The sequence below is a fragment of the Polaribacter sargassicola genome (genome assembly GCF_021991835.1).
In the GTDB taxonomy this organism is placed as follows: domain Bacteria; phylum Bacteroidota; class Bacteroidia; order Flavobacteriales; family Flavobacteriaceae; genus Polaribacter; species Polaribacter sargassicola.
Genome location: NZ_JAHDAU010000001.1, coordinates 691,544 through 714,865 on the forward strand (window position 1 = coordinate 691,544; position 23,322 = coordinate 714,865).

Here is a 23,322-nt window from a genome sequence, read left to right on the forward strand (position 1 = left end):
TGTTTTTATTGAGTGAAAAAGGAAATAATAAGCTATTTTTTACTTCTGATACTCTCAATAATAACTGTTGATAAAATTAAGCTTCCGCCAATAAAAGTATTAAAAGAAGGAATTTCGTTTACAAAAAAGTAGGCAATAATAATTCCGAATATTGGTTGAACACTACTAATAATACTTGCAGTAGATGCAGAAAAATGTTTTAGAGCATTTACCATCATTGTATGTCCTACAGAAGTTGTAAGAAGAGCAACTAACAGTAAAAGAGGTATTTGGCTTTTAAGGTTAGAAAAATCGCTAAAAAATAATGTAGGTATTAATAGGGTTGCAATAATAACCATTTGATAATACATTAACATACTTGCATTATAATCTTTTACGTGTTGTTTAATGGTAAGATTTCTAAGGGCGTAAAAAAATGCCGATAAAACTCCGAATAAAATGCCTTTTAAATAAGTGTTCTCTAAAGAGAAATTAGGTACAAGAATATACATACCAATTATAACCAAAATAGCTAAAAATATATGTACAGGATTTATTTTTTGTTTAGAGAAAAAGGGTTCTAAAAAAGCAGTAATTACAGGAAATGTATACATAGATAACATGCCTAAAGCTACATTAGATAATTTTAAAGCCATAAAGTAGGTAACCCAATGAGAGGCCATAAAAAAACCACTAATGATAAAAGAATAAAAATCTTTTTTAGATTTTATTTTTAGATCTATTTTTTTAAAACGACAAAAAACATACATAAAAAAAGAGGCAAGGCATGCTCTGCAAAAAATAATTGCCTCTGCCGGTAAAGCAATATATCTACCTAAAACACCAGATGTACTAACAAAAAGGGTTCCTAAAAGTAGAAATGATAAATTTTTTGCGTGCGTATTTTCCATTACACTTTTTGTAAAATATCTAATGCTGTCTTAACCGAATCAATTCTAATAAAAGTTATTAATAAACGTAAGCCGTTTTTTGTTTCTTTCTCTTTCATAACGCAACTTTTGCTATTTAGTTGAACGTATTTTAACATTCTAGAAAAAGCATCAGTTTGGTAAAAATCACTTTGTTGATTAGAAACAAAATAACCAATCATACGTTTCTGTTTTAGAATAATCTTTTCTAAACCAAGTTCTTTTGCTAGCCATTTTATACGTACAGAGTTTAATAAATCTTCAACTTGCGTTGGAAATTCTCCAAATCTGTCTACAATTTCACTTTCAAAATTTTGCAATTCACTTTCTTTTGTTAAATCACCCAATTTCGAGTATAAAGATAATCTTTCTGTAATAGAATTTATATAATCATCCGGAAAAAGAATTTCAAAGTCTGTATCTATTTGTACTTCTTTTACAAATTCTTTTGGTTTAGAGTTATCAGTAGGATATAGTTCTTTAAATTCATTTTCTTTTAACTCTTCAATAGCTTCTTGTAATATTTTTTGGTAAGTATCAAAACCAATATCATTTATAAAACCACTTTGTTCTCCACCTAATAAATCTCCAGCTCCACGAATTTCTAAATCTTTCATGGCAATGTTAATTCCGCTTCCTAAATCAGAAAATAAAACCAATGCTTCTATACGTTTTCTAGCATCATCAGTCATCATATGATAAGGCGGAGTTATAAAATAACAAAAGGCTTTTTTGTTAGAGCGCCCAACTCTACCTCGCATTTGATGTAAATCAGACAATCCAAAATTATTAGCATTATTAATAAAAATTGTATTAGCATTAGGCACATCTAAACCACTTTCTATAATTGTAGTAGAAACCAAAACATCAAAATCACCAGCCATAAAAGCTAGCATTAATTCTTCTAGTTTTTTGCCTTCCATTTGTCCGTGACCAATACCAATTTTTGCTGATGGAACGAGCCTTTGTAGTAAACCAGCAACTTCTTTTATGTTTTCTATTCTGTTATGTATAAAGAAAACTTGTCCTCCTCTAGAAATTTCATAGGAAATGGCATCTCTTAAGGTTTCTTCAGAAAAACGGATAACATTACTTTCTATAGGATGTCTGTTTGGTGGTGGTGTTTTTATAACCGATAAATCTCTAGCGGCCATTAAACTAAATTGTAAGGTTCTAGGGATTGGGGTTGCGGTTAACGTTAGTGTATCTACATTTTCTTTTAAGGTTTTTAACTTGTCTTTTACAGCAACACCAAATTTTTGTTCTTCATCTATAATTAATAAACCTAAATTTTTAAACTGTATACGTTTATTTGTTAGTTGATGTGTACCGATGATGATATCAACCTCACCATTATTTACACCATCAATAGCTGCTGTTTTTTGTTTTGCAGTTCTAAACCTGTTTAAGTAATCTATTTTAACAGGAAAATCTTTTAATCTTTCTGAAAATGTTTTGTAATGTTGAAAAGCTAAAATTGTTGTAGGTACCAAAACTGCAACTTGTTTACCGTTATCTACTGCTTTAAAAGCAGCTCTTACAGCAACTTCTGTTTTACCAAAACCAACATCACCACAAACCAATCTGTCCATGGGTTGTTCTTTTTCCATATCTAATTTTACATCCTGCGTAGCAGTAAATTGATCTGGTGTGTCTTCATACATAAAACTACCTTCTAGCTCATGCTGAATATGTGTATCTGGCCCGTAAGCAAAACCTTTTTGTAGTTTTCTTTTGGCGTATAATTGAATTAAATTATAAGCAATATGTTTAACTCTTGCTTTGGTTTTTTGTTTTACTTTTTTCCAAGCACCAGAACCTAATTTGTATATTTTAGGTGCTTTGCCGTCTTTGCCGTTAAATTTAGATATTTTGTGAAGCGAATGAATACTTACGTATAAAACATCTCTTTCTCCGTAAACTAATTTTATTGCTTCTTGTTTTTTACCTTGAACATCTATTTTTTGGAGACCGCCAAACTTTCCAATTCCATGATCCATGTGTGTTACATAATCACCAATTTCTAATTTGTTAATTTCTTGTAAGGTAATAGCTTGTTTTTTAGCGTAACCATTTTTTAATCGGAATTTATGATAACGTTCAAAAATTTCGTGGTCTGTATAACAAACCAACATTTGCTCTACATCTACAAAGCCTTTGTATAGCGGAAAAATTACAGTTTCGTAATGTACTTCTTCTTCTGCATCATCAAAAATGTCATGAAAACGTTTTGCTTGTTGCTCGTTAGCGCAAAAAATATAATTGGTAAAACCAGCAATGTGATGTTCATTTAAATCTGCAATTAATAAATTAAATTGTTTGTTAAAAGAAGGTTGAGGTTTGGTGTTAAATTCTATTTCTATGTTTTTATTGGTAATAGAATTGCCAAAATTAACTAAAGAAAAATCTTGTAATTGATCTTTTATAAAAGTACCATCGCAAAATAATTCTGATGGTTTTGCGTGATTAATTTCTTTAGATAGATTTTTAAAAGCCTCTTCTGCTTTTTGGTAAAACTTATCTAAATTACTGGTAATTACGTTAATGTTTTTTGTAAAAATAATGGTTTTAGAAGAGATATATTTTAAGAAACTCTCTCTGTTTTCTTGTAGAGTTTTGTTTTCTACATTAGGCATTATAGAAACTTTTTTTAGCTTCTCTTTAGATAGTTGTGTTTCTACATCAAAAGTTCTAATACTATCAATTTCATCACCAAAAAATTCTATTCTAAAAGGTTCATCATTAGAAAAAGAAAATACATCTATAATTCCGCCTCTTACAGAGAAGTCTCCAGGCTCAGTAACAAAATCTACACGTTTAAATTTATATTCAAACAAAACTTCGTTTACAAAATCTAAAGATAAATTTTCTCCTATATTAATCTTTAATGTGCTTTTGTCAAGTTCTTTCTTTGTTACTACTTTCTCAAACAAAGCAGTGGGATAAGTAACAATAACTGCCGGTTTTGTTCTAGAGTTTATCCTGTTTAATACTTCTGATCGTAATAAAATATTGGCATTGTCCGTTTCTTCAATATGATAAGGTCTTCTATAGGATCCAGGGTAGAAAAGAACGTTTTTGTCTCCTAAAAGTTGTTCTAAATCATTTAAATGATAGGCGGCCTCTTCTTTATCATTAAAAATTAAAAGATAAGGTTTGTTTACTTTTTTAAAAGTTTCTGAAATAACAAAAGACAAAGAAGAGTTAACTAAGTTAGTTATTTGTATGTTGTTTTTGTCTTTTTGAAGAGCCTTAATTAGCTTTTCTATATTTGCAGATTTTTGATATTGGTTTACTATGTTCTGCTTGCTCAATTTAAAGATTTTTCAACAAAAATACTTATTTTAATAAGATATAATGAGTATGGAGCTTTGTTTTGTAATGAAACTTAATATATTTGCAGCTGAAAAAGTTTTAAAATAAAATTGCAAATGTTAAAAAAAGGATTTAGAGCACTACTGTGTTTAGTTTTTTGGGTATCGATTTATAATTTAAATGCTCAAAATAATGAAGGGAATTGGAATATAGGTATTGGTGTTTCTTTAGAGTATTTTGGTGAATTTAACGAGAACAATAAACTTTCTGAGAGGTATAATTCTCAATTCTCTAGTTTCTTATTAAGTAGAAAAGTAGGAAATAATTTTGTAGCAGACTTAGTATATACTACAGAACTAGCAAATCCTTTAGGAAGTCATAACGTGTTTGAATATAGTGCGTTTGATATTTCTTTGAAATATAATCTTTATAAAGATATCTTAAATGTCTTTCCTTACATAGGTATTGGATATGGTTATGTAAAAGGTGCAGACAGTGTAGAAAACACTCAAGATGTTATTAGTTTAAATTTTTTAGCTGGTGGTACATATTGGCTTTCTAATAGAGTAGGTTTAACTAGTAGATTAGTGTATAAAAATATTGGCTCTAAGTATGACTCTATGGATTCTCATTTACAAGGAATGTTAGGTTTGGTTTATAGTTTTAATTTAAGCTCAGCATTAAAAAGTGGTGAAAAACGTAGAAGAAATTGGAACTAGTAGCTTTATATTCTTTTTAGAATAGATAGCATTCTTTTACTATTTAGATAGCCACTTTTTTGTAAATCTATTTCAAAATTAGAATTTAAAATAGTTGTTGTAGGATAAATAATTCTGTTTTTAACACCGGCTAACTCATCGGCTAATTGATGTACACCAGTATTATTACCTGTTGGTTTGTATTTAAAGGTATGATTTAAGAAATTTATATCTTTTTTACTTTCTGCATTTAGTAAAACAAAATAGAACTTATTGTTTAAAGCCTTTATTACATCTTTATTGCTAAATGTGTTTTTTTTCATTGCAAAACAATATTTGCACCAATCTGTATAAATAAAAACTACAATTGGTTTGGGGCTTTGTTTATTTAATTTTTCAATTTCAAGAAAAGAATAAATCTTGAGTTCCTCTTTTTTTTCTTGAGATTGAGTAGTTAAGCAAATAAATAAAGTAATAAAGGCAATATATTCTCTCATTAATTTAAATTAAAAAATTGTGTAACGTAAACCTAAAAAAGCTCTAATTCCTTGGTTAGATGCGTATACATAACTTGGGTCAAAAGCTAATTCTGGATTTGCTTCTGTGTCTACACCTATATCAAAAGGATTATCGGCACTATTAATACTATTCGCCGGAGGCGTAAAGTTTAATAAGTTTTTTACACCACCATAGATTTCCCAATTGTTATTAAATCTTTTAGTTAGTTGTATGTTTTGTATGCTGTACCAAGGAGAGTTTTCATCTCTAACATCATTTTCTCCTAACAAAGGTAGTCTCATTGGTCCGTATAAGTTTCCTGTATAATCAATGGTAAAGTGATTATCAAATTTATAAGAAATAGACCAAACGCCGCTAAAACTTTCTGTTAATAATTGTCTCGTTTTTATATCGTTTTCGGTTATTGAAACATCCATTAGTGTTGCGCCAAAATTTACCGCTAACCCGTTTGTAAATGTAATGTCTGTATTTAAAGAAACTCCTTTAGAAACAGAATATCCATCTAAATTAGCATAAATTATTTTGTTAGAATCTGTTTCGTAATCTGGTAATATTCTATTGTTAAAATAAGTATAAAAAGCACTAGCATCTAATGTAATAAAAGTATTTTCTGTATTTATTTTTTTTACAAAATTAGCATTAACATTCCAAGAAGTTTCTGGGTCTAATTCTCCATCAAACTCAACTTCTCTTGCACCAGTTAATGCGGCGTGATCTTCTGTAAAAACATTAGCCACTCTAAATCCGTTACCAGCACTTAACCTAAAAATATTAGAGTTGTCTTTAGAATTCCATTTATAATTTATCCTTGGAGAAAAAATATTTCCGTGTAAGCTATTATAATCCCATCTTGCTCCTAAAAGTAATTTGTTTTGTTTATTTAAACTGATTTCATCCTGAATAAAAATTCCGGGCAAATGAGTTACAGAGGCTTTGTTTGTAACTCCATCCTCTTCAAAAGTGGCAAAAGTATTATCATCATAATAAGTATATCTGTAGGCAAAACCCAGAGTAAAATCGTTAACTTCTTTAATTTTCTTGTTGTAAACTAACTGACCAAAACCTATTAATTGTTTTGCATCATAAGCATCAGTTCCATAAAAAGAATCTTGATAATGACCGTTTGCACTAAACTGAAAATTAATATTTTCTGATGTTGGTAATTGATAGGTTCCAAAAGTTTCCCATCTATTGGTGTAAATGCTTTCTCCGTAAATAATATCTGTTCCTCTAAATTCGCGTTCCCAATCCATTTCTCCACCCCAACGATCTTCATAAACATATCTACCTGCAATTGTAAATGTTTTATTGCTTTCTCTTTCTATATTTACTTTATTAAAGATTGATATTCTATTTTGAAGAGTTAAGTCTGTAAAACCATCATTATTGTTGTCAATTCTGTTTTGGTAATTAAAATAATTTACACCCAATAATCCTTGTGTTTTTTCAGATAATTTATAACGTAAACCAATGTCAGTATTTACTTCTCCCCAAGAACTTGTAAAAACATCAGTTGCTAAAGCAGGTGAGTTTGTTGGTTTTTTTGTGATGATATTTATAATTCCACCCACAGCTTCAGAGCCGTATAAAGTAGATGCAGGTCCTTTTACAACTTCTACTCTTTCTATTAAAGCTTGCGGAATACCGGTTAAGCCATAAACAGTAGAAAGTCCACTAACAATTGGCATTCCATCAATTAAAACAAAAGTGTACGGGCCTTCTAGTCCGTTTATATGAATATCTCCAGTATTACAAACATTACAATTTAATTGAGGTCTAACTCCGTTTACATTTTGTAGAGATTCAAAAACTGAAGGAGTCGGGTTTTTCTTGAAAAATGTTTCACTATAAACTTCTACAGGTACAGGACTGTTAGATTTTGTAACCGGTTTTAAAGTGCCAGAAATAACAATTTCATCTAAACTATCTTCTTGTAAAGAAAAGTTTTTTGTAATATTTTGATTTTCATCAATAGATATTCTAATAGATTTTGTTTTGTAGCCAACAGAGCTGATAATTAGGGTGTAGTTTCCGGTAGGAATATTTTTTAGTTGATAAAAACCATTCTCGTTAGAAGTGCTTCCGATTTTAGTTTTTTGCAGATAAATATTTGCAAAAGGTAATACTTTAGAATCGCTAGAAATTTTACCAGAAATAGAATTTTCTTGTGATAAAATAGAACTAAAGCTCATAAATGTTATTAGTATAATAAAGTATTTTAGTTTCATCTAGTTATAATTTTTTACAAATATAAAAATATTTTTAGGTTAGACTAAAAATATTATTACTTAAATCAAAATTTTATATATTTGCATTATAATTATAGAGATGTTTAGTCAATCAGAAGAAAATTATTTAAAGGCAATTTATCATTTAAGCTTAATTTCTAACAAAGGAATTAGTACAAATTCTATTGCAGAAAGATTAGAGACAAAGGCTTCTTCGGTAACTGATATGATTAAAAAATTATCAGAAAAAGAAGTTGTTGTTTACAAGAAGTACAAGGGAGTTAAGTTAACAGATTTAGGAACTAAAATTGCAGCCAATATTGTTAGAAAACATAGGCTTTGGGAGGTTTTTTTAGTTGATAAACTAAACTTTTCTTGGGATGAAGTACATGATGTAGCAGAACAATTAGAGCACATAAAATCAGAAAAATTAGTAGATCAAATAGATGCTTTTTTAGGTTTTCCTACGCATGATCCTCACGGAGACCCAATACCAAATAAAGAAGGCGATTTAAAAATTGTAGAGAAAAGTTTATTGTCTACCTTATCAAAAAATGAAAAAGGTATTTGTATTGGTGTAGACGATTCTTCTTCAGAATTTTTACAGTTTTTAGATAAAAAAGGAATTACTTTAGGAAAACAAATTACAGTATTAGAAAAAGAAGAGTTTGATGATTCTTTATCAATAATTATTAATGATAAAAAAATGTCTATCTCAAATAAAATAGCAAACAATTTATACATAAAAAAATCATGAGCATTTTTGATCAGTTAGTTGCATTCGGAAAAGAACATCCAATTTTAGCAGCATTATACGCATCGCTTTTTACATGGGGATTAACAGCTTTAGGAGCTGCTTTGGTTTTCTTCTTTAAGAAAATGAATAGGGCGGTTTTAGATGGAATGTTAGGTTTTACCGGTGGAGTTATGGTTGCTGCAAGTTTTTGGAGTTTATTAGCGCCGGCAATAGAAAATAGCCCTGGAGAAGGTTTTAAGAAAGTTCTACCTTCGGTGGTTGGTTTTGCTTTAGGGGCTTTATCTCTTTTTGGTATGGATAAAATTTTACCTCACTTACATATTAATTTTAAAGATAGTGAAGTAGAAGGTGTAAAAACAGAATGGCATAAGACAACTTTGTTGGTTTTGGCAATTACTTTGCACAACATTCCAGAAGGTTTGGCTGTAGGTGTACTTTTTGGAGCGGCATCAACTTTAGTAGGTGTTGAGCAAACAGAAATGATAATTGCAGCTATTTCTTTAGCAATAGGTATTGGGATTCAGAATTTTCCAGAAGGATTTGCGGTTGCAATGCCACTAAGAAGACAAGGTGTAAGTAGGTTTAAAAGTTTTTGGTACGGGCAGTTATCTGCAATTGTAGAGCCAGTTGCTGCTGTTTTAGGGGCTTTGGCGGTTTCATTTTTTACTCCAATTTTGCCTTATGCTTTGGCGTTTGCTGCAGGTGCAATGATTTTTGTGGTAATTGAAGAAGTAGTGCCAGAAACACAAAGAGATAATTATACAGATATTGCTACACTTGGTTTTATAGGAGGTTTTATTGTAATGATGTCTTTAGATGTTGGTTTAGGTTAGAGTTATCATTGCAATAAAACAATAAGCGGCAACAAGTTAGTTTTTAAACTTGTTGCCGTTTTCTTTTTTGCTAAAAACTGATTTAGGTATCTTGTCTTTTGCTTTTAAAAACCTTAATTTGCAATAAAATAAAATTGTGCAAAACACATCAACATTTCAAGTTTATAATGCTTCTGCAGGTAGTGGAAAAACTTTTACACTGGTAAAAGAATATTTAAAAGTTCTATTAAGTTCTAATGATATTTTTTCTTTTCAAAAAATATTGGCTATTACGTTTACCAATAAAGCTGCAGGCGAAATGAAAGAACGTGTGTTAGAAAATTTAGAAGATTTTGCAGAAGGAAAAGAAAATGATTTATTTAAAATAATTATTGATGAAATTGATGTTGATAAATCTACAATTCAGTTAAAGAGTAAAAAGATTTTAGATGCTGTTTTACAAAATTATTCAGCTTTTTCTATAACAACTATTGATAGCTTTACGCATAAAATAATTAAAAGTTTTGCTTTTGATTTAGGTTTGTTGTTAAATTTTGAAGTAGAAATGGATGCTGTTTCTCTTTTAAATGAAGCTGTAGATGTTTTAATTTCTAAAATAGGAACAGATAAAAAACTAACAAATCTTTTAATAGACTATTCTTTAGAAAAAATAGATGATGATAAATCTTGGGATATTTCTAGAGATTTAAGTGAGTTTGCAAAAATTTTATTAAATGAAGACGATGTAAAACATTTTAGGGGTCTATCAGAAAAAAAAGGAGAAGACTTTATAGTTTTAAAAAATAAGCTTCAAAAAATAAACATAGAAATTGAAAAAGAATTTAAAGATTTAGGAAATGAAGTTTTAAATTTTATTAAAAACAATGATCTTTCGGTAACCGATTTTAGTTACGGAGATTATCCAAAACACTTTCAGAAATTTATTGATTTACGCTTTTTAAAAAGTGGAGATATAAAATATGAAGGACGTTTGTTTAATAATATAGAAAATTCTAAAAATTTATACGGAAGTAAAACATCGCCTCAATTAAAAGATGTGCTAGATGATTTAAAAAATCAATTTCATGCTTATTATTATCAATCTAAACAACTGTTTGATGCTAAATATCCTTTATATATTTTAAATAGAATTGCGTTAAAAAGTATTGTTCCGCTTGCGGTTTTAAATAACATTAACGCAGAGTTAGATAATATAAAAGAAGATAATAATATCCGATTAAATGTAGAGTTTAATCAACTTATATCAGACAATATAAAAGACCAACCTGCGCCTTTTATTTATGAAAGAATAGGGCAACGTTTTCAATATTATTTTATTGATGAAATGCAAGATACTTCTGTGTTGCAATGGCAAAATTTAATTCCGTTAATAGGTAATGCTTTGGCTCAAGAAGATAGTAAATTGTTGTTAGTTGGTGATGGAAAACAAGCTATTTATAGATGGAGAGGTGGAAAAGCTGAGCAATTTATTAATCTAGGTTCTAATGTTGTAAACCCTTTTCCAATAGAAAAAGAGGTTAAAAACTTAGAAACAAATTTTAGAAGTTATGCAGAGGTTATTAATTTTAATAACTCTTTTTTTCAGCATGTAGCTAATTTTCTTGAAAATGAATCGTATCAATATCTTTTTATAGAAGGGAATAAACAACTAGAAAATGCTAAAAAAGGAGGTTTTGTTTCACTTACTTTTTTAGAAGAAAATAAAGATAAAGAAGAGAGAAAAATAAGATATCCAAAAAAGGTTTTAGATAAAATTAATCAGTTAAAAGAAGAGTTTTCTTTAGGTGAAATATGTGTCTTAACAAGAAAAAGATCAGACGGAATTGCTATTGCCAATTATTTGTCTGATAACGGAATTAATATTGTTTCATCAGAAACATTATTACTTCAAAATAATGCAAAAGTTATTTTTATTATTAATTTTTTAAATGTTTTACAAAACCCAAGTGATGAGGATTCTCGTTTCGAAATTCTATGTTTCTTATATCAACATTTAAAAATTACGGTTTCTAAGCATTCTTTTCTTAATAGTTTGGCAAAATCAAATATTCAAGAAATTCTAGACTATTTAAAAACATACAACATAACATTTGATGTTTTTGCATTTCACCTTTTGCCGTTTTACGAAAAAATAGAATACATTATAAGAGAGTTTAAAATTGTTAATTCTTCAGATGCTTATGTTCAGTTTTTTTTAGATGTTGTTTTAGAGCAACAAAGAAAAGGAGTGGATTTAAGTGATTTTTTAGAATTTTGGGAGCTTAAAAAAGATAAGTTAAGTATTGTTGCTTCAGAAAGTTCTAATTCGGTTCAAGTTATGACGATTCATAAGTCTAAAGGTTTAGAGTTTCCTGTAGTTATTTTTCCTTGTGATGTAGATATTTATAACCAAATAAAACCTAAAGCTTGGTTAAATCAGTTGCCAGATTCTTATGTTGGTTTTAATGAGCTGTTTGTTGATTATAGTAAAAATTTAAGTCTGGTAAGTGAAAGAGGTTTAGAAATCTATAATCAACAGAGAGAAGAATTAGAATTAGATAATTTTAATTTATTATATGTTGCTTTAACGAGAGCGGTAGAACAATTGCATGTAATTACAGATAAGAAGTTAGTTGGTAAAAATAAAGATGAAGATTTAAAATTTTATTCTGGTGTTTTTATAAATTATTTAAAACAAAAAGGTTTATGGAAAGAAGATGTTTCAGAATATTCATTTGGTGTAGATAAAAGAATAAGTTTGCTTAAAGAGAAAAAATCGATTACAGAAATTCATGAAAAATTTATTTCTACACAATGGAGAGATCATAACATAAATTTATTGGCGAGTTCTTCTAAATTGTGGGATACGCAGCAAGGAGAGGCAATTAATTTTGGTAATCTTTTTCATGAAATTTTAGCTAAAATATTAACAATTAAAGATGTAGACGATGTTATTTTAGGGTATTGTCAGCAAGGGGTTTTAAATAAAGAACAATCAATTTATATTAAAGACACAATATTAGAAATTGTAAATCATCCAAAATTGATAAAATATTTTTCTGATAATGTCGTTGTCTTTAATGAGAGAGAAATAGTTGATCTTGATAATCAAATAATGATTCCAGATCGATTGGTTTTTACCGAAAGTAGTAATGTAGTTGTAATTGATTATAAAACAGGTGTTCAATCAAAAGAGCATCATCAACAATTATTAAAGTACGAAAGAGTTTTAAATTCTATGGGTTTAATTGTTTGCGAAAAGTTACTAATTTATGTTGATCAAAAAATAACAGTTGTAAAAATCTAATAGTACATATATTTAAATAATGTACAGATAAAAAATATTAGAGAGTTACTGCTTGTTTTAATCATTAATTTACTAATTTTTTGTGTAATTTATTTATTGTTTTTTTTTAATATTTTGTAGATTTGTCTTTGTAGATACGTTTTAAGGGGTTACTTTTGCGTATTAAATAAAATGACTTTTAATTTAAAAACTTGATAATGAGACAATTAAAATTAGCTATAGTAGCTTTGTTTATGTTGGTAACAGTTAGTAATGTAAGCGCGCAAGATAAGAATAACCCATGGGTAGTAGGTTTTGGTATTAATACCGTGGATGTTAGAGTTTATGATAAGGGCTTTGGAGACATTATGGATGATTACTTTAACACGTCTGAATGGGGTGGTAACACATTACCTTCTATTTCTAGAATTACTGTAGATAGATATCTAAGTAATGGTTTTGGTGTGCAACTTGCAGGAGCTGTTAATAAATTAAGTACTGTTGAGGTAAAAGATGATGCAGATGCATTATTTATTGCTATTGACGCCTTAGCTAAATATGATTTAAATTATTTATTTGGAGAAACAGGTTGGTTTGATCCTTATGTATCTGTAGGTTTAGGATATCAAGATCTTGATCATGAGCAACCAGCTTTTAGAAACTCATTAAGCGGTAAATCTGACTTCATGTATATGGGGAATTTAGGATTTAATACTTGGTTTAATGATAATTTAGGTTTAAATTTCCAAACAGGATATTCTCATAATTTTAAAAATTCTGGTTTTGATGTATTTAAGCACTCTGTAAGTTTAGTAGTTAAATTTGGAGGAAATGATACAGATGGAGACGGAGTTTATGATAAATATGATGCATGTCCAGAAATTCCTGGTTTAGCAGAGTTTAATGGTTGTCCAGATTCAGACGGAGATGGAGTAATTGATTCAGAAGATGCATGTCCAGAAGTTCCTGGTTTAGCAATAATGAACGGATGTCCTGATACAGATGGAGATGGAATTGCAGATAAAGATGATGCATGTCCAGAAGCAAAAGGAACAAAAGCAAACAATGGTTGTCCTGATACAGACGGAGACGGTGTAGTTGATAAAGACGATTTATGTCCAGAAGCAAAAGGAACTAAAGAAAATAAAGGTTGTCCTGATACAGACGGAGATGGTGTTTTAGATAAAGATGATAACTGTCCACAAGTTGCTGGTTTAAAAGATAACAATGGATGTCCAGAAGATTATAAAGAATTAAGAGAAGCATTAGCTAAAAACAATGTTTTATTTGCAACTGATAGAGCTAATATCTCTAAAGAATCAGCAAAAATTTTAGATGTAGTTTATGACTTAATTACACCTACTAAAAATGTAATTTTTGTAATAGAAGGACATACAGATAGTAGAGCAAGTGATGCATATAACTTATACTTATCTGAAAGAAGAACAGAATCTGTAAAAGCTTATTTAGTTAAAAAAGGATTTGATGCTGATAGATTAGAAACTAAAGGTTATGGAGAGAAAGAACCTGTAGCAACTAACAAAACTAGAGCAGGTAGAAAATTAAACAGAAGAGTAGTTATTAAATTAACTGATAAATAGTAGTTACTTACTTTAAAGACAAAAAACTCTGCTCAATTTGAGCAGAGTTTTTTTTGTGCTATTAATTTTCTTTTTTTTAATTAAAAAAAAGAAAAGTTCTTTTTAATTAAAAACAAAAAAAGTACCTTTGCATTCTGAAAATGAGAGTGAAGTCTCATAAATTAATAATAACTTTAATTAGATAAATAATGTCTACAATAAAAGGTAAAGTTTCTCAAATTATTGGTCCAGTGATTGATGTGGAATTTAATACTGAGAATGAGCTTCCTAAGATCTACGATTCTTTAGAAATTAAAAAAGCTGATGGTTCAATTTTAGTATTAGAAGTACAGCAACATATTGGTGAGGATACTGTAAGAACTATCTCTATGGATGCTACAGATGGGTTAAGTAGAGGTACAGAAGTTATCGCTACAGGAACTCCAATACAAATGCCAATAGGTAATGATATCTACGGACGTTTATTTAATGTAACAGGAGATGCCATTGATGGTTTAGGAGATTTAAGTAAAGTTGGTGAAGACGGATTACCTATACACCGTTCTGCACCTAAGTTTGAAGATTTATCTGTTTCTACTGAAGTATTATTTACAGGTATAAAAGTAATTGATTTAATTGAGCCTTATGCAAAAGGAGGTAAAATTGGATTATTCGGTGGAGCCGGAGTAGGTAAAACTGTATTAATTCAAGAGTTAATTAATAATATAGCAAAAGGACATGGTGGTTTATCAGTTTTTGCAGGAGTAGGTGAAAGAACTCGTGAAGGAAATGATTTATTACGTGAGATGTTAGAGTCTGGAATTATCAAATATGGTGATGATTTTATGCACTCTATGGAAGAAGGAGGATGGGATTTATCTAAAGTAGATAAACCAGGAATGAGAGAATCAAAAGCAACATTTGTTTTTGGTCAAATGAATGAGCCACCTGGAGCACGTGCACGTGTTGCTTTATCTGGTTTAACAATTGCAGAATATTTTAGAGACGGTGCAGGAGATTCTCAAGGTAAAGATGTACTTTTCTTTGTAGATAATATTTTCCGTTTTACACAAGCAGGTTCAGAAGTGTCAGCACTTTTAGGACGTATGCCTTCTGCGGTAGGTTATCAGCCAACATTAGCAACAGAAATGGGGGCAATGCAAGAGCGTATTACATCAACTAAAAAAGGTTCTATTACATCTGTACAAGCTGTATATGTACCTGCAGATGATTTAACAGATCCAGCACCAGCAACAACTTTTGCTCACTTAGATGCAACAACAGTATTGTCTCGTAAAATTGCAGAGTTAGGTATTTATCCTGCGGTAGATCCTTTAGATTCTACTTCAAGAATTTTATCTGCAGAAATTTTAGGTGATGAACACTATAATACAGCAACAGCAGTAAAAGAAATTTTACAACGTTATAAAGAATTACAAGATATTATCGCAATTTTAGGTATGGAAGAATTATCTGAAGAAGATAAATTAGTAGTTCATAGAGCTAGACGTGTACAACGTTTCTTATCTCAACCTTTCCACGTAGCTGAACAGTTTACAGGTATTCCTGGTGTTTTAGTTGATATTAAAGACACTATTAAAGGATTTAATATGATTATTAATGGAGAGTTAGATAAATATCCAGAAGCAGCATTTAACTTAAGAGGATCTATACAAGATGCTATAGATGCAGGAGAAAAAATGTTAGCAGAAGCTTAATAATTTAAAAATATGTATTTAGAAATTGTAACACCAGAAGCTATATTATTTTCATCAGAAATTGATACTTTATCAGTTCCTGGGGTTAATGGAGAGTTTCAAATGCTAAATAATCACGCACCAGTTGTTTCTAACTTAAAAGAAGGAACAATAAAAGTTCATATACATTCTCAAACTAATATAGATCTAAATGATTTAAAAGGTAAATTAGTGCCAGATGTTTCTGATGATAAAATTTTAACATTAAAAATTAATTCAGGTACATTAGAATTAAATGACAATAAAGCAATTATTTTAGCCGATTGAGTTATTAAAAAATAAATTATATAGAACCTCAAAGTATATTTAATTACTTTGAGGTTTTTCTTTTTTAACATAAAAAGACTATTATTTAAAAATTGTAAATTTGCAATATGGAAGAAACTAATAGACAGCGTAAAATTGCAGGAGTTTTACAAAAAGACTTGGCAGATGTACTGCAAAAAGCAGCACAAGATGGAATGAAAGGAATAATTATATCTGTTTCTAAGGTTCATGTAACTTCAGATTTAGGTGTTGCTAAAGTATACTTAAGTGTTTTTCCATCTGAGAAAAGAGATGAATTAATAAAAGGAATTCAATCTAACACAGTTATTATTCGTCATGAAATGGCTGCTAGAACCAAAAATCAATTGCGTAGAATGCCAGAATTGTTATTCTATGGTGATGACACTCTAGATTATATTGAAAAGATTGATAAATCTTTAAAAGGTAAAGATGAGAATCCTATTATGAATCCAGAGGTCTTGCCAAGACGTCAAAAGAAATAAAATAATATTCCTATTTGAGTTTTTCTTTCTACATAGCAAAAAGATATCTATTTTCTAAAACAAGCAATAATGCAATTAATATTATTACTATAATTGCATCTTTTGGAGTTATTGTAGGTTCTTTAGCGCTATTTATTATTCTATCTGGCTTTTCTGGATTAAGAACATTTAGTTATAGTTTATTAGAAAACTCTGATCCAGATATAAAAATATCTTCAATAAAAGGCAAGTCATTTCTGTTAGACGATCGTATTTATCAAACACTACAGAACAATAATTCTATAAAAACGTTTTCTAAAGTAATAGAAGAACGTGTTTTTCTTGAATATAATGATAAAAATGAAATTGCTTATATAAAAGGTGTAGAAGATAATTATACATCTATTACACATGTAGATTCTATTTTAAGTGTAGGTAATTGGATTGATGATGAATACTCTAATACAGCTGTTGTTGGTAACGGAATTTCTAGAAAATTATCTTTAGGAGTTTTAAATTTTGGTTCACCTTTATCTATTTTAGTACCTAAGCCTGGCGTGGGTTTTATAAATCCCAATAATGCATTTTATAAAATAGATGTTCAAGTTGTAGGTTTGTATTCTGGAACAGAGGAATTTGAAAATAAATATGTTTATGTTTCTATAGGTGATGCAAAACAACTTCTAAAGTTTAAGGAAAATCAAATAACTAGTATAGAGTTAAAAATTACAAAAGACACTAATGTTGATAAGCTTGCAGAAGAACTTAAAAACGAATTAGGAGTTGGTTTTAAAGTACAAACTAAAGAACAATTAAACGAAGTATTTTATAAGGTAATTAATACCGAGAATATTGTTTCTTACTTAATTTTTACACTAATAGTTATCATTGCATTGTTTAATGTTATTGGTGCAATTATAATGATGATTATTGATAAAAAATCAAACTTAAAAACACTTTTAAGTATTGGGGCAACAATTAAGGAAATTAAAAAGATATTTGAAATACAAGGTTTTTTACTAACTTTTTTAGGTATGTTAGTAGGTTTAACTTTAGGATGTATTTTAGTTTTTGCACAAAAAAAGTTTGGTTTTTTTATGATCACTCAAAATTTACCTTATCCTGTAGATTTTAGATTTTCTAATTTATTTATCGTAATTCTTACAATTACCTTTTTAGGTTTAATAGCTTCAAAAATAGCAAGTAGTAGAATATCTAAAGAGTTTATAGAAAAATAATCTATTTATATTCTGGTATAATTGTGTTTCCAAATTTTGCCTCTACCTCATCAAAAACATCAAAAACATCTTTAGCATCATCAGAAGTTACCATTTTCATTCTGTATTCTTTAAAATGTGGAATTCCCTTAAAATAATTTGTGTAATGTCTTCTTGTTTCAAAAACCCCTAAAACAGGTCCTTTCCAATCAATAGACATTTGTAAATGTCTTCTTGCAACTTGTGTTCTTTCTGCAATAGTTGGTTTGGTTAAATGTTTCCCGGTTTTAAAAAAATGTTTTACTTCGTTAAAAAACCAAGGATATCCAATGGCAGCCCTACCAATCATACAGCCATCTAAACCATAAGAATCTCTCATTTCCATAGCTTTTTCTGGAGATGTTACATCACCATTACCAAAAACAGGAATATGCATTCTTTGGTTGTTTTTTACATCTGCAATTGGTTTCCAATCAGCTTCTCCTTTATACATTTGGGCGCGTGTTCTACCATGTATAGAAATAGCTGCACAACCAACATCTTGTAGACGTTCTGCAACTTCTACAATTCTAATAGAATCGTGGTCCCAACCTAAACGAGTTTTAACCGTTATAGGTAAATTTGTATGTTTAACCATGGCTTCTGTAAGAGAAACCATTAAATCTATGTCTTTTAAAATTCCTGCTCCTGCACCTTTAGAAACTACTTTTTTAACAGGGCAACCAAAGTTAATATCTATAATATCTGGTTTAGATTTTTCTACAATCTCAACCGTTTTTAACATCGATTCTAAATTTGCGCCAAAAATCTGAATACCAACAGGGCGTTCTTTTTCATAGATGTCTAATTTCATAACACTTTTTGCAGCGTCTCTAATTAAACCTTCAGATGAAATAAATTCTGTATATACTACATCAGCACCGTTTTCTTTACATAAAGCTCTAAAAGGAGGGTCTGAAACGTCTTCCATCGGAGCAAGTAATAATGGAAAATCTGGTAATTCTATGTTGCCAATTTTAATCAAAATGATTTAATTTTTTGCAAATTTAGTGTTTTTATGATGATGGTAAAAACAAATGTTTTTTCATCAATAAATAAAAAAATAGATGTAAATCTAATTATTAAGAATAACTGTTATTTAGACTTGGTTTAAAAACCACTTTACTTAAAATTCTTTAGATAAATTTTAAGTAAATATTAAAATTATTTACTACCTTAAGGCAGAGATTAACTAAAATTAAAGAAATAGAATGAGTGCAAAAGAAAATGTTTTAAGAAAAATTAGAATTTTAATTACAAATCAATTTGATTCACCAGAAGAAGCATTTCAATTTTTTGATTCTGATAAAGATGGAAGGTTACGAAAAACAGAAATAAAAAAATTGCTAAGATCTGCAGAAATAAGTGGGTTTTTAAATGGTTTTGTAGCTAATGAATTATTAAAAGGTTACGATAAATCTAGTGATGAAACTATTAGTTGGGAAGAATTTAAGGTAGCAATTGCAGAGTTAGAAAGAGATTTATAAAAAGAATATTTTTTATTTAAAAGTACAATGAGTTTCATTGTACTTTTTTTATTTGACAAGGTTGGTAAATAACATATCTTTGCCTGTTGAAAGAAGTTAGAAAACGAAGTATGAAGAACATTAGAAACTTTTGCATCATTGCTCATATAGACCATGGTAAAAGTACATTAGCAGATAGATTGTTAGATTATACAGGCTCTGTAACTGAACGTGAAAAGCAAAACCAGTTATTAGATAATATGGATTTAGAGCGAGAACGTGGTATTACCATAAAATCGCACGCAATTCAAATGGATTACATTCATAATGGAGAGCCGTTTATTTTAAATTTAATTGACACTCCCGGGCACGTAGATTTTTCTTACGAAGTTTCTAGATCTATTGCAGCTTGTGAAGGTGCTTTGTTAATTGTAGATGCTGCACAAAGTATACAAGCGCAAACAATTTCTAACTTATACTTGGCTTTAGAGAACGATTTAGAGATAATTCCGGTTTTAAATAAAGTAGATTTACCATCAGCAAATCCAGAAGAAGTTACAGATGATATTGTAGATTTATTAGGTTGCGACCCAGAAGAAGTTATCCACGCAAGTGGTAAAACAGGTTTTGGTGTAGACAATATTTTAGCAGCCATAATAGATAGAATTCCTGCGCCAAAAGGCGATCCGGAAGCGCCATTACAAGCCTTGATTTTCGATTCTGTATACAACTCTTATAGAGGTATAGAAACTTATTTTAGAGTTATTAATGGTGAAATTAAAAAAGGCCAAGAAATTAAATTCATGGCTACAGGTAGAAACTATTTTGCAGATGAAGTAGGTACTTTAAAACTAAATCAAGTTGTAAAAAAATCAGTTAAAACCGGTGATGTTGGTTATTTAATTACAGGAATTAAAACAGCAAAAGAAGTAAAAGTAGGAGATACAATTACAGATGCACACAAACCAACAACAGAAATTATAGATGGTTTTGAAGATGTAAAACCAATGGTGTTTGCTGGTATTTATCCTGTTGATACAGAAGATTATGAAGAGTTGCGTTATTCTATGGAAAAACTGCAATTAAATGATGCTTCTTTAGTGTTTCAACCAGAAAGTTCTGCTGCTTTAGGTTTTGGTTTTCGTTGTGGATTTTTAGGAATGTTACACATGGAAATTATTCAAGAACGTTTAGAGCGTGAGTTTAATATGACGGTTATTACAACTGTACCCAACGTTTCTTATCACGCATTTACTAAGAAAAATCCTGATGAAATTATTATATTAAATAATCCAACAGATTTACCAGATCCATCAAGATTAGATAGAGTAGAAGAGCCTTTTATTAAAGCTTCAATCATTACAAAGTCAGATTTTGTTGGGCAAGTAATGAGTTTGTGTATAGAAAAACGTGGGCAAATTGTTAACCAGACTTATTTAACTACACAAAGAGTAGAGTTAATTTTTGAAATGCCTTTGGCAGAAATTGTTTTTGATTTTTACGATCGTTTAAAAACTGTTTCTAAAGGATATGCATCTTTTGATTATCATCCAATAGGGATGAAAACGTCTAAATTAGTAAGAGTAGATATTCTTTTAAATGCACAACCTGTAGACGCACTTTCTGCACTTTTACATGCAGATAATGCATATACAATTGGTAAAAAAATTGTTGAAAAATTAAAGACTTTAATTCCTCGTCAACAGTTTGATATTCCTATTCAGGCGGCAATTGGTGCAAAAATTATTGCGCGTGAAACTACCAAAGCATTGCGAAAAGATGTTACTGCAAAATGTTATGGAGGAGATATTTCTCGTAAACGTAAACTTTTAGAAAAGCAGAAAAAAGGAAAGAAAAGAATGCGTCAAGTTGGTAATGTAGAAATTCCACAAGAAGCATTTATGGCTGTTTTAAAGTTAAATGATTAATTAAATCAAAATAATAATTTAAAAAACCTTCCTAAGTAATTAAGAAGGTTTTTTTATTTGTAGCTATTTCCTGCTTTCCATTATATCTTTTTTTTTGTTCTCGATACAAATTTTTCGTTCCTCAAAATTTACTCGAACTGACATAAAAAGGATGCCATTTCAATCAGGGCTAAACTTGTTTGCCAACTTTTTGATTATTATCTAACATTTAGTTTTCTAACCATTTTCTAAAATCAGAAGTGGTAGAAGAGCTTGTCATTACTTTTTCTTTGTGGTTTTTAATAGAAATCAATAGCCTATTTTTAAAATGACTTTCTATATTTTCTATAAAATCGATATTTACAATTTCACTTCTGTTAATTTTAAAGAACTTTTTAGGATTTAATTGCTGATGAATAGAACCTAAATTCTGAGAAATCGAATGTCTTTTTCCGTCTTTGTCGTTTACCAAACAGAAATCTCCAGAAGCTGTAATTAAAGCAATATCAATTGCATTTAATAATTGAATTCCGGTTGCTTTTTTTATTACAAATCGTTTTTTGTAATTGTTGTTTTCTTCTTGTAAAGCCGATTTTAAAGCATCAATTGTATGGTTGTTTAAAGTGTTGTAATTACCTTTTTTAAACAATGCTTGGTATTTTAAAATGGCTTTGTCAAAATCGTTTTGAGAATAAGGCTTTAAAATGTATGCAATCCCGTTAGTGTTAAAAGCTTGAAACAAATAATCATCGTGTGCAGAACAGAAAATAATAGGAGCTTTAACATCGATACTATTAAATAAATCGAAAGATAAGCCGTCTAACAATTGAATATCAGACAAAATAAAATCGTACGAATTTTCTACCAATAGTTTTTTTCCATCAGTAATAGAACGTGCCCAATCTTGGGAAATTTTTATATCAAAAAAAGTATCTAAACATTTTGTTAGTTTTTGATATGCAGGAATTTCGTCTTCTAAAATTAATATTTTCATAGTTAATTTAATTTTTGTCAGGTTGAGTGCAGTCGAAACTTAGATAAAACCTCTCGACTGCGCTCCAAAAAATAGTATTATTCACTTAAAGTTATTATCGGAATAAAAATTTCAAACTTAGCATCCATATTATGAACTTGAATTTTTTCATCCGAAAGTAATTTGTATCGAGATTTTAAATTCTCTAAACCCGTACCAAAAGATTCATTAGTTGATTTTATTTTTGATTTAGAGTTGGCAATTATCAACCAACCATCGTTAATTGTTAATGTGGTTTTAATAGCATTTGTTCCATCAGATTTATTGTGTTTTACAACATTTTCTAATAAAGTTAATAAAGAACCAGTGGGTATAAATTTATCAATTAAAGAAATGTTTTCTTCTATTACAAACTCATAATCATCAGCAAATCTAGTTTGTATTAAAAAGATGTAGTTTTTTGCAAATTCTATTTCATTTGCAAGTTCCATAACTTCTGCATCTTTAGTTTTAATTAAATATCTGTAAATTAAAGATAATTTATTAACGTATTCTTTTGCTTTAATAGGGTTTGCATCAATTAAAGAATCTAAAGTATTTAGATTGTTAAACAAAAAATGAGGATCTATTTGAGAACGTAATAATTTTAGTTCATTTTCTTTTTGTTCTTCTTTTATTTTTGAAATTTGAGTTTGACTTTCGTAAAATTTCTTGGTGATTATTATTCCTAAAATTAATCCAACGGAATCAGCACCATTAAAAATTGCATATAAAATTAAATTTCCTAGAGTTGGAAATTTATCCCAAGAATTACCTCCTGTAGCAAAACCAACAACTTTTTCTGTAATACCAATTATTGTAATAGTAAGCAGGCCAAAAAAAGCAAAAAGAAAATAGTTTTTTGTTTTTATTAAAAAATTAGGAATAATAAAATAAGTATATACTACAACTCCTAAAAAAGAGGTAATTACAAACATTGGTATATCTACCAAGTACTCAAATAAAGTTGCATCTTGATCTAAATAATCAAACACATTTAAAGTTGCGCTAATTAGATAGAAAATACCCAGAATTATGTAGTCAGATTTGTTAAGTTTTGTAATCATAATAT

At 29.1% G+C, this 23,322-nt stretch carries 18 protein-coding genes; 11 read left to right on the top strand and 7 right to left on the bottom strand.

What is annotated here, in order from left to right; all coding sequences use genetic code 11:
- Positions 1-32: 32 nt before the first annotated feature.
- Positions 33-890: a DMT family transporter gene (locus KI686_RS03045; RefSeq protein WP_237587781.1), complete on the bottom strand. Its 858-nt coding sequence runs from the start codon at positions 888-890 to the stop codon at positions 33-35.
- Positions 890-4,222, bottom strand: coding sequence for a transcription-repair coupling factor (gene mfd / locus KI686_RS03050; protein WP_237587782.1), 3,333 nt, complete (start codon positions 4,220-4,222; stop codon positions 890-892). Before mfd ends, KI686_RS03045 begins: the two co-directional genes overlap by 1 nt.
- A gap of 117 nt (positions 4,223-4,339) precedes the next feature.
- Between mfd and KI686_RS03055 the strand changes: the two genes are divergently transcribed.
- Complete coding sequence (locus KI686_RS03055) at positions 4,340-4,942, top strand: hypothetical protein (protein ID WP_237587783.1); 603 nt, start codon at positions 4,340-4,342, stop codon at positions 4,940-4,942.
- A gap of 5 nt (positions 4,943-4,947) precedes the next feature.
- On the opposite strand, the gene KI686_RS03060 is transcribed toward KI686_RS03055, so the two are convergent.
- Both KI686_RS03060 and KI686_RS03065 read right to left on the bottom strand, forming a co-directional pair.
- On the bottom strand, positions 4,948-5,418 hold the full coding sequence (locus KI686_RS03060) for a thioredoxin family protein (protein WP_237587784.1): 471 nt from the start codon (positions 5,416-5,418) through the stop codon (positions 4,948-4,950).
- A 9-nt stretch (positions 5,419-5,427) separates the two neighbouring features.
- The gene (locus KI686_RS03065) at positions 5,428-7,668 is read right to left on the bottom strand and encodes a TonB-dependent receptor (protein ID WP_237587785.1); all 2,241 of its coding nucleotides are present in this window, start codon (positions 7,666-7,668) and stop codon (positions 5,428-5,430) included.
- A gap of 100 nt (positions 7,669-7,768) precedes the next feature.
- Between KI686_RS03065 and KI686_RS03070 the strand changes: the two genes are divergently transcribed.
- The 8 genes from KI686_RS03070 (at position 7,769) to KI686_RS03105 (ending at position 17,847) form a co-directional block, all read left to right on the top strand.
- Complete coding sequence (locus KI686_RS03070) at positions 7,769-8,425, top strand: metal-dependent transcriptional regulator (RefSeq protein ID WP_237587786.1); 657 nt, start codon at positions 7,769-7,771, stop codon at positions 8,423-8,425.
- Positions 8,422-9,258 (top strand): ZIP family metal transporter, encoded by an 837-nt coding sequence (locus KI686_RS03075; protein ID WP_237587787.1) that lies wholly within the window; start codon positions 8,422-8,424, stop codon positions 9,256-9,258. Before KI686_RS03070 ends, KI686_RS03075 begins: the two co-directional genes overlap by 4 nt.
- A gap of 136 nt (positions 9,259-9,394) precedes the next feature.
- Positions 9,395-12,544 carry a UvrD-helicase domain-containing protein gene (locus tag KI686_RS16875; RefSeq protein WP_237587788.1) on the top strand — a complete coding sequence of 1,050 codons (3,150 nt, stop codon included), beginning with the start codon at positions 9,395-9,397 and terminating at the stop codon, positions 12,542-12,544.
- 197 nt (positions 12,545-12,741) lie between these two features.
- Positions 12,742-14,124, top strand: coding sequence for an OmpA family protein (locus KI686_RS03085; protein WP_237587789.1), 1,383 nt, complete (start codon positions 12,742-12,744; stop codon positions 14,122-14,124).
- Between the two features lie 188 nt (positions 14,125-14,312).
- Positions 14,313-15,821, top strand: coding sequence for a F0F1 ATP synthase subunit beta (atpD, locus tag KI686_RS03090; RefSeq protein ID WP_237587790.1), 1,509 nt, complete (start codon positions 14,313-14,315; stop codon positions 15,819-15,821).
- Positions 15,822-15,833: 12 nt separating this feature from the next.
- Positions 15,834-16,127 (top strand): FoF1 ATP synthase subunit delta/epsilon, encoded by a 294-nt coding sequence (locus tag KI686_RS03095; RefSeq protein WP_237587791.1) that lies wholly within the window; start codon positions 15,834-15,836, stop codon positions 16,125-16,127.
- Between the two features lie 107 nt (positions 16,128-16,234).
- Positions 16,235-16,630: a 30S ribosome-binding factor RbfA gene (gene rbfA, locus KI686_RS03100; protein ID WP_237587792.1), complete on the top strand. Its 396-nt coding sequence runs from the start codon at positions 16,235-16,237 to the stop codon at positions 16,628-16,630.
- Between the two features lie 14 nt (positions 16,631-16,644).
- Positions 16,645-17,847 (top strand): ABC transporter permease, encoded by a 1,203-nt coding sequence (locus tag KI686_RS03105; RefSeq protein WP_237587793.1) that lies wholly within the window; start codon positions 16,645-16,647, stop codon positions 17,845-17,847.
- A 1-nt stretch (position 17,848) separates the two neighbouring features.
- Here KI686_RS03105 and dusB read toward each other — a convergent pair whose 3' ends face one another.
- Entirely contained in the window at positions 17,849-18,850 is a 1,002-nt protein-coding gene (gene dusB / locus KI686_RS03110; RefSeq protein WP_237587794.1) for a tRNA dihydrouridine synthase DusB, read from the bottom strand.
- 226 nt (positions 18,851-19,076) lie between these two features.
- Here dusB and KI686_RS03115 point away from each other — a divergent pair, with 226 nt between their 5' ends.
- Together KI686_RS03115 and lepA are read left to right on the top strand one after the other, a co-directional pair.
- Entirely contained in the window at positions 19,077-19,352 is a 276-nt protein-coding gene (locus KI686_RS03115; RefSeq protein ID WP_237587795.1) for an EF-hand domain-containing protein, read from the top strand.
- Between the two features lie 110 nt (positions 19,353-19,462).
- Positions 19,463-21,259, top strand: coding sequence for a translation elongation factor 4 (gene lepA / locus KI686_RS03120; protein ID WP_237587796.1), 1,797 nt, complete (start codon positions 19,463-19,465; stop codon positions 21,257-21,259).
- Positions 21,260-21,467: 208 nt separating this feature from the next.
- Here the strand turns inward: lepA and KI686_RS03125 are convergent, their stop codons facing one another.
- Positions 21,468-22,232 carry a LytR/AlgR family response regulator transcription factor gene (locus KI686_RS03125; RefSeq protein WP_237587797.1) on the bottom strand — a complete coding sequence of 255 codons (765 nt, stop codon included), beginning with the start codon at positions 22,230-22,232 and terminating at the stop codon, positions 21,468-21,470.
- A 77-nt stretch (positions 22,233-22,309) separates the two neighbouring features.
- A complete protein-coding gene (locus KI686_RS03130; RefSeq protein ID WP_237587798.1) occupies positions 22,310-23,317 on the bottom strand; it encodes a sensor histidine kinase in 1,008 nt (335 codons plus the stop codon).
- Positions 23,318-23,322 lie beyond the last annotated feature (5 nt).

Bases quoted from the DNA above. Each gene is read 5' to 3' on its own strand.
- KI686_RS03095 (WP_237587791.1), top strand. From the start codon at position 15,834: ATGTATTTAGAAATTGTAACACCAGAAGCTATATTATTTTCATCAGAA.
- KI686_RS03070 (WP_237587786.1), top strand. From the start codon at position 7,769: ATGTTTAGTCAATCAGAAGAAAATTATTTAAAGGCAATTTATCATTTA.
- KI686_RS03130 (WP_237587798.1), bottom strand. From the start codon at position 23,317: ATGATTACAAAACTTAACAAATCTGACTACATAATTCTGGGTATTTTC.
- KI686_RS03065 (WP_237587785.1), bottom strand. From the start codon at position 7,668: ATGAAACTAAAATACTTTATTATACTAATAACATTTATGAGCTTTAGT.
- KI686_RS03115 (WP_237587795.1), top strand. From the start codon at position 19,077: ATGAGTGCAAAAGAAAATGTTTTAAGAAAAATTAGAATTTTAATTACA.
- rbfA (WP_237587792.1), top strand. From the start codon at position 16,235: ATGGAAGAAACTAATAGACAGCGTAAAATTGCAGGAGTTTTACAAAAA.
- KI686_RS03085 (WP_237587789.1), top strand. From the start codon at position 12,742: ATGAGACAATTAAAATTAGCTATAGTAGCTTTGTTTATGTTGGTAACA.
- KI686_RS03125 (WP_237587797.1), bottom strand. From the start codon at position 22,232: ATGAAAATATTAATTTTAGAAGACGAAATTCCTGCATATCAAAAACTA.
- KI686_RS03060 (WP_237587784.1), bottom strand. From the start codon at position 5,418: ATGAGAGAATATATTGCCTTTATTACTTTATTTATTTGCTTAACTACT.
- KI686_RS03075 (WP_237587787.1), top strand. From the start codon at position 8,422: ATGAGCATTTTTGATCAGTTAGTTGCATTCGGAAAAGAACATCCAATT.
- KI686_RS03055 (WP_237587783.1), top strand. From the start codon at position 4,340: ATGTTAAAAAAAGGATTTAGAGCACTACTGTGTTTAGTTTTTTGGGTA.
- lepA (WP_237587796.1), top strand. From the start codon at position 19,463: ATGAAGAACATTAGAAACTTTTGCATCATTGCTCATATAGACCATGGT.
- KI686_RS03045 (WP_237587781.1), bottom strand. From the start codon at position 890: ATGGAAAATACGCACGCAAAAAATTTATCATTTCTACTTTTAGGAACC.
- atpD (WP_237587790.1), top strand. From the start codon at position 14,313: ATGTCTACAATAAAAGGTAAAGTTTCTCAAATTATTGGTCCAGTGATT.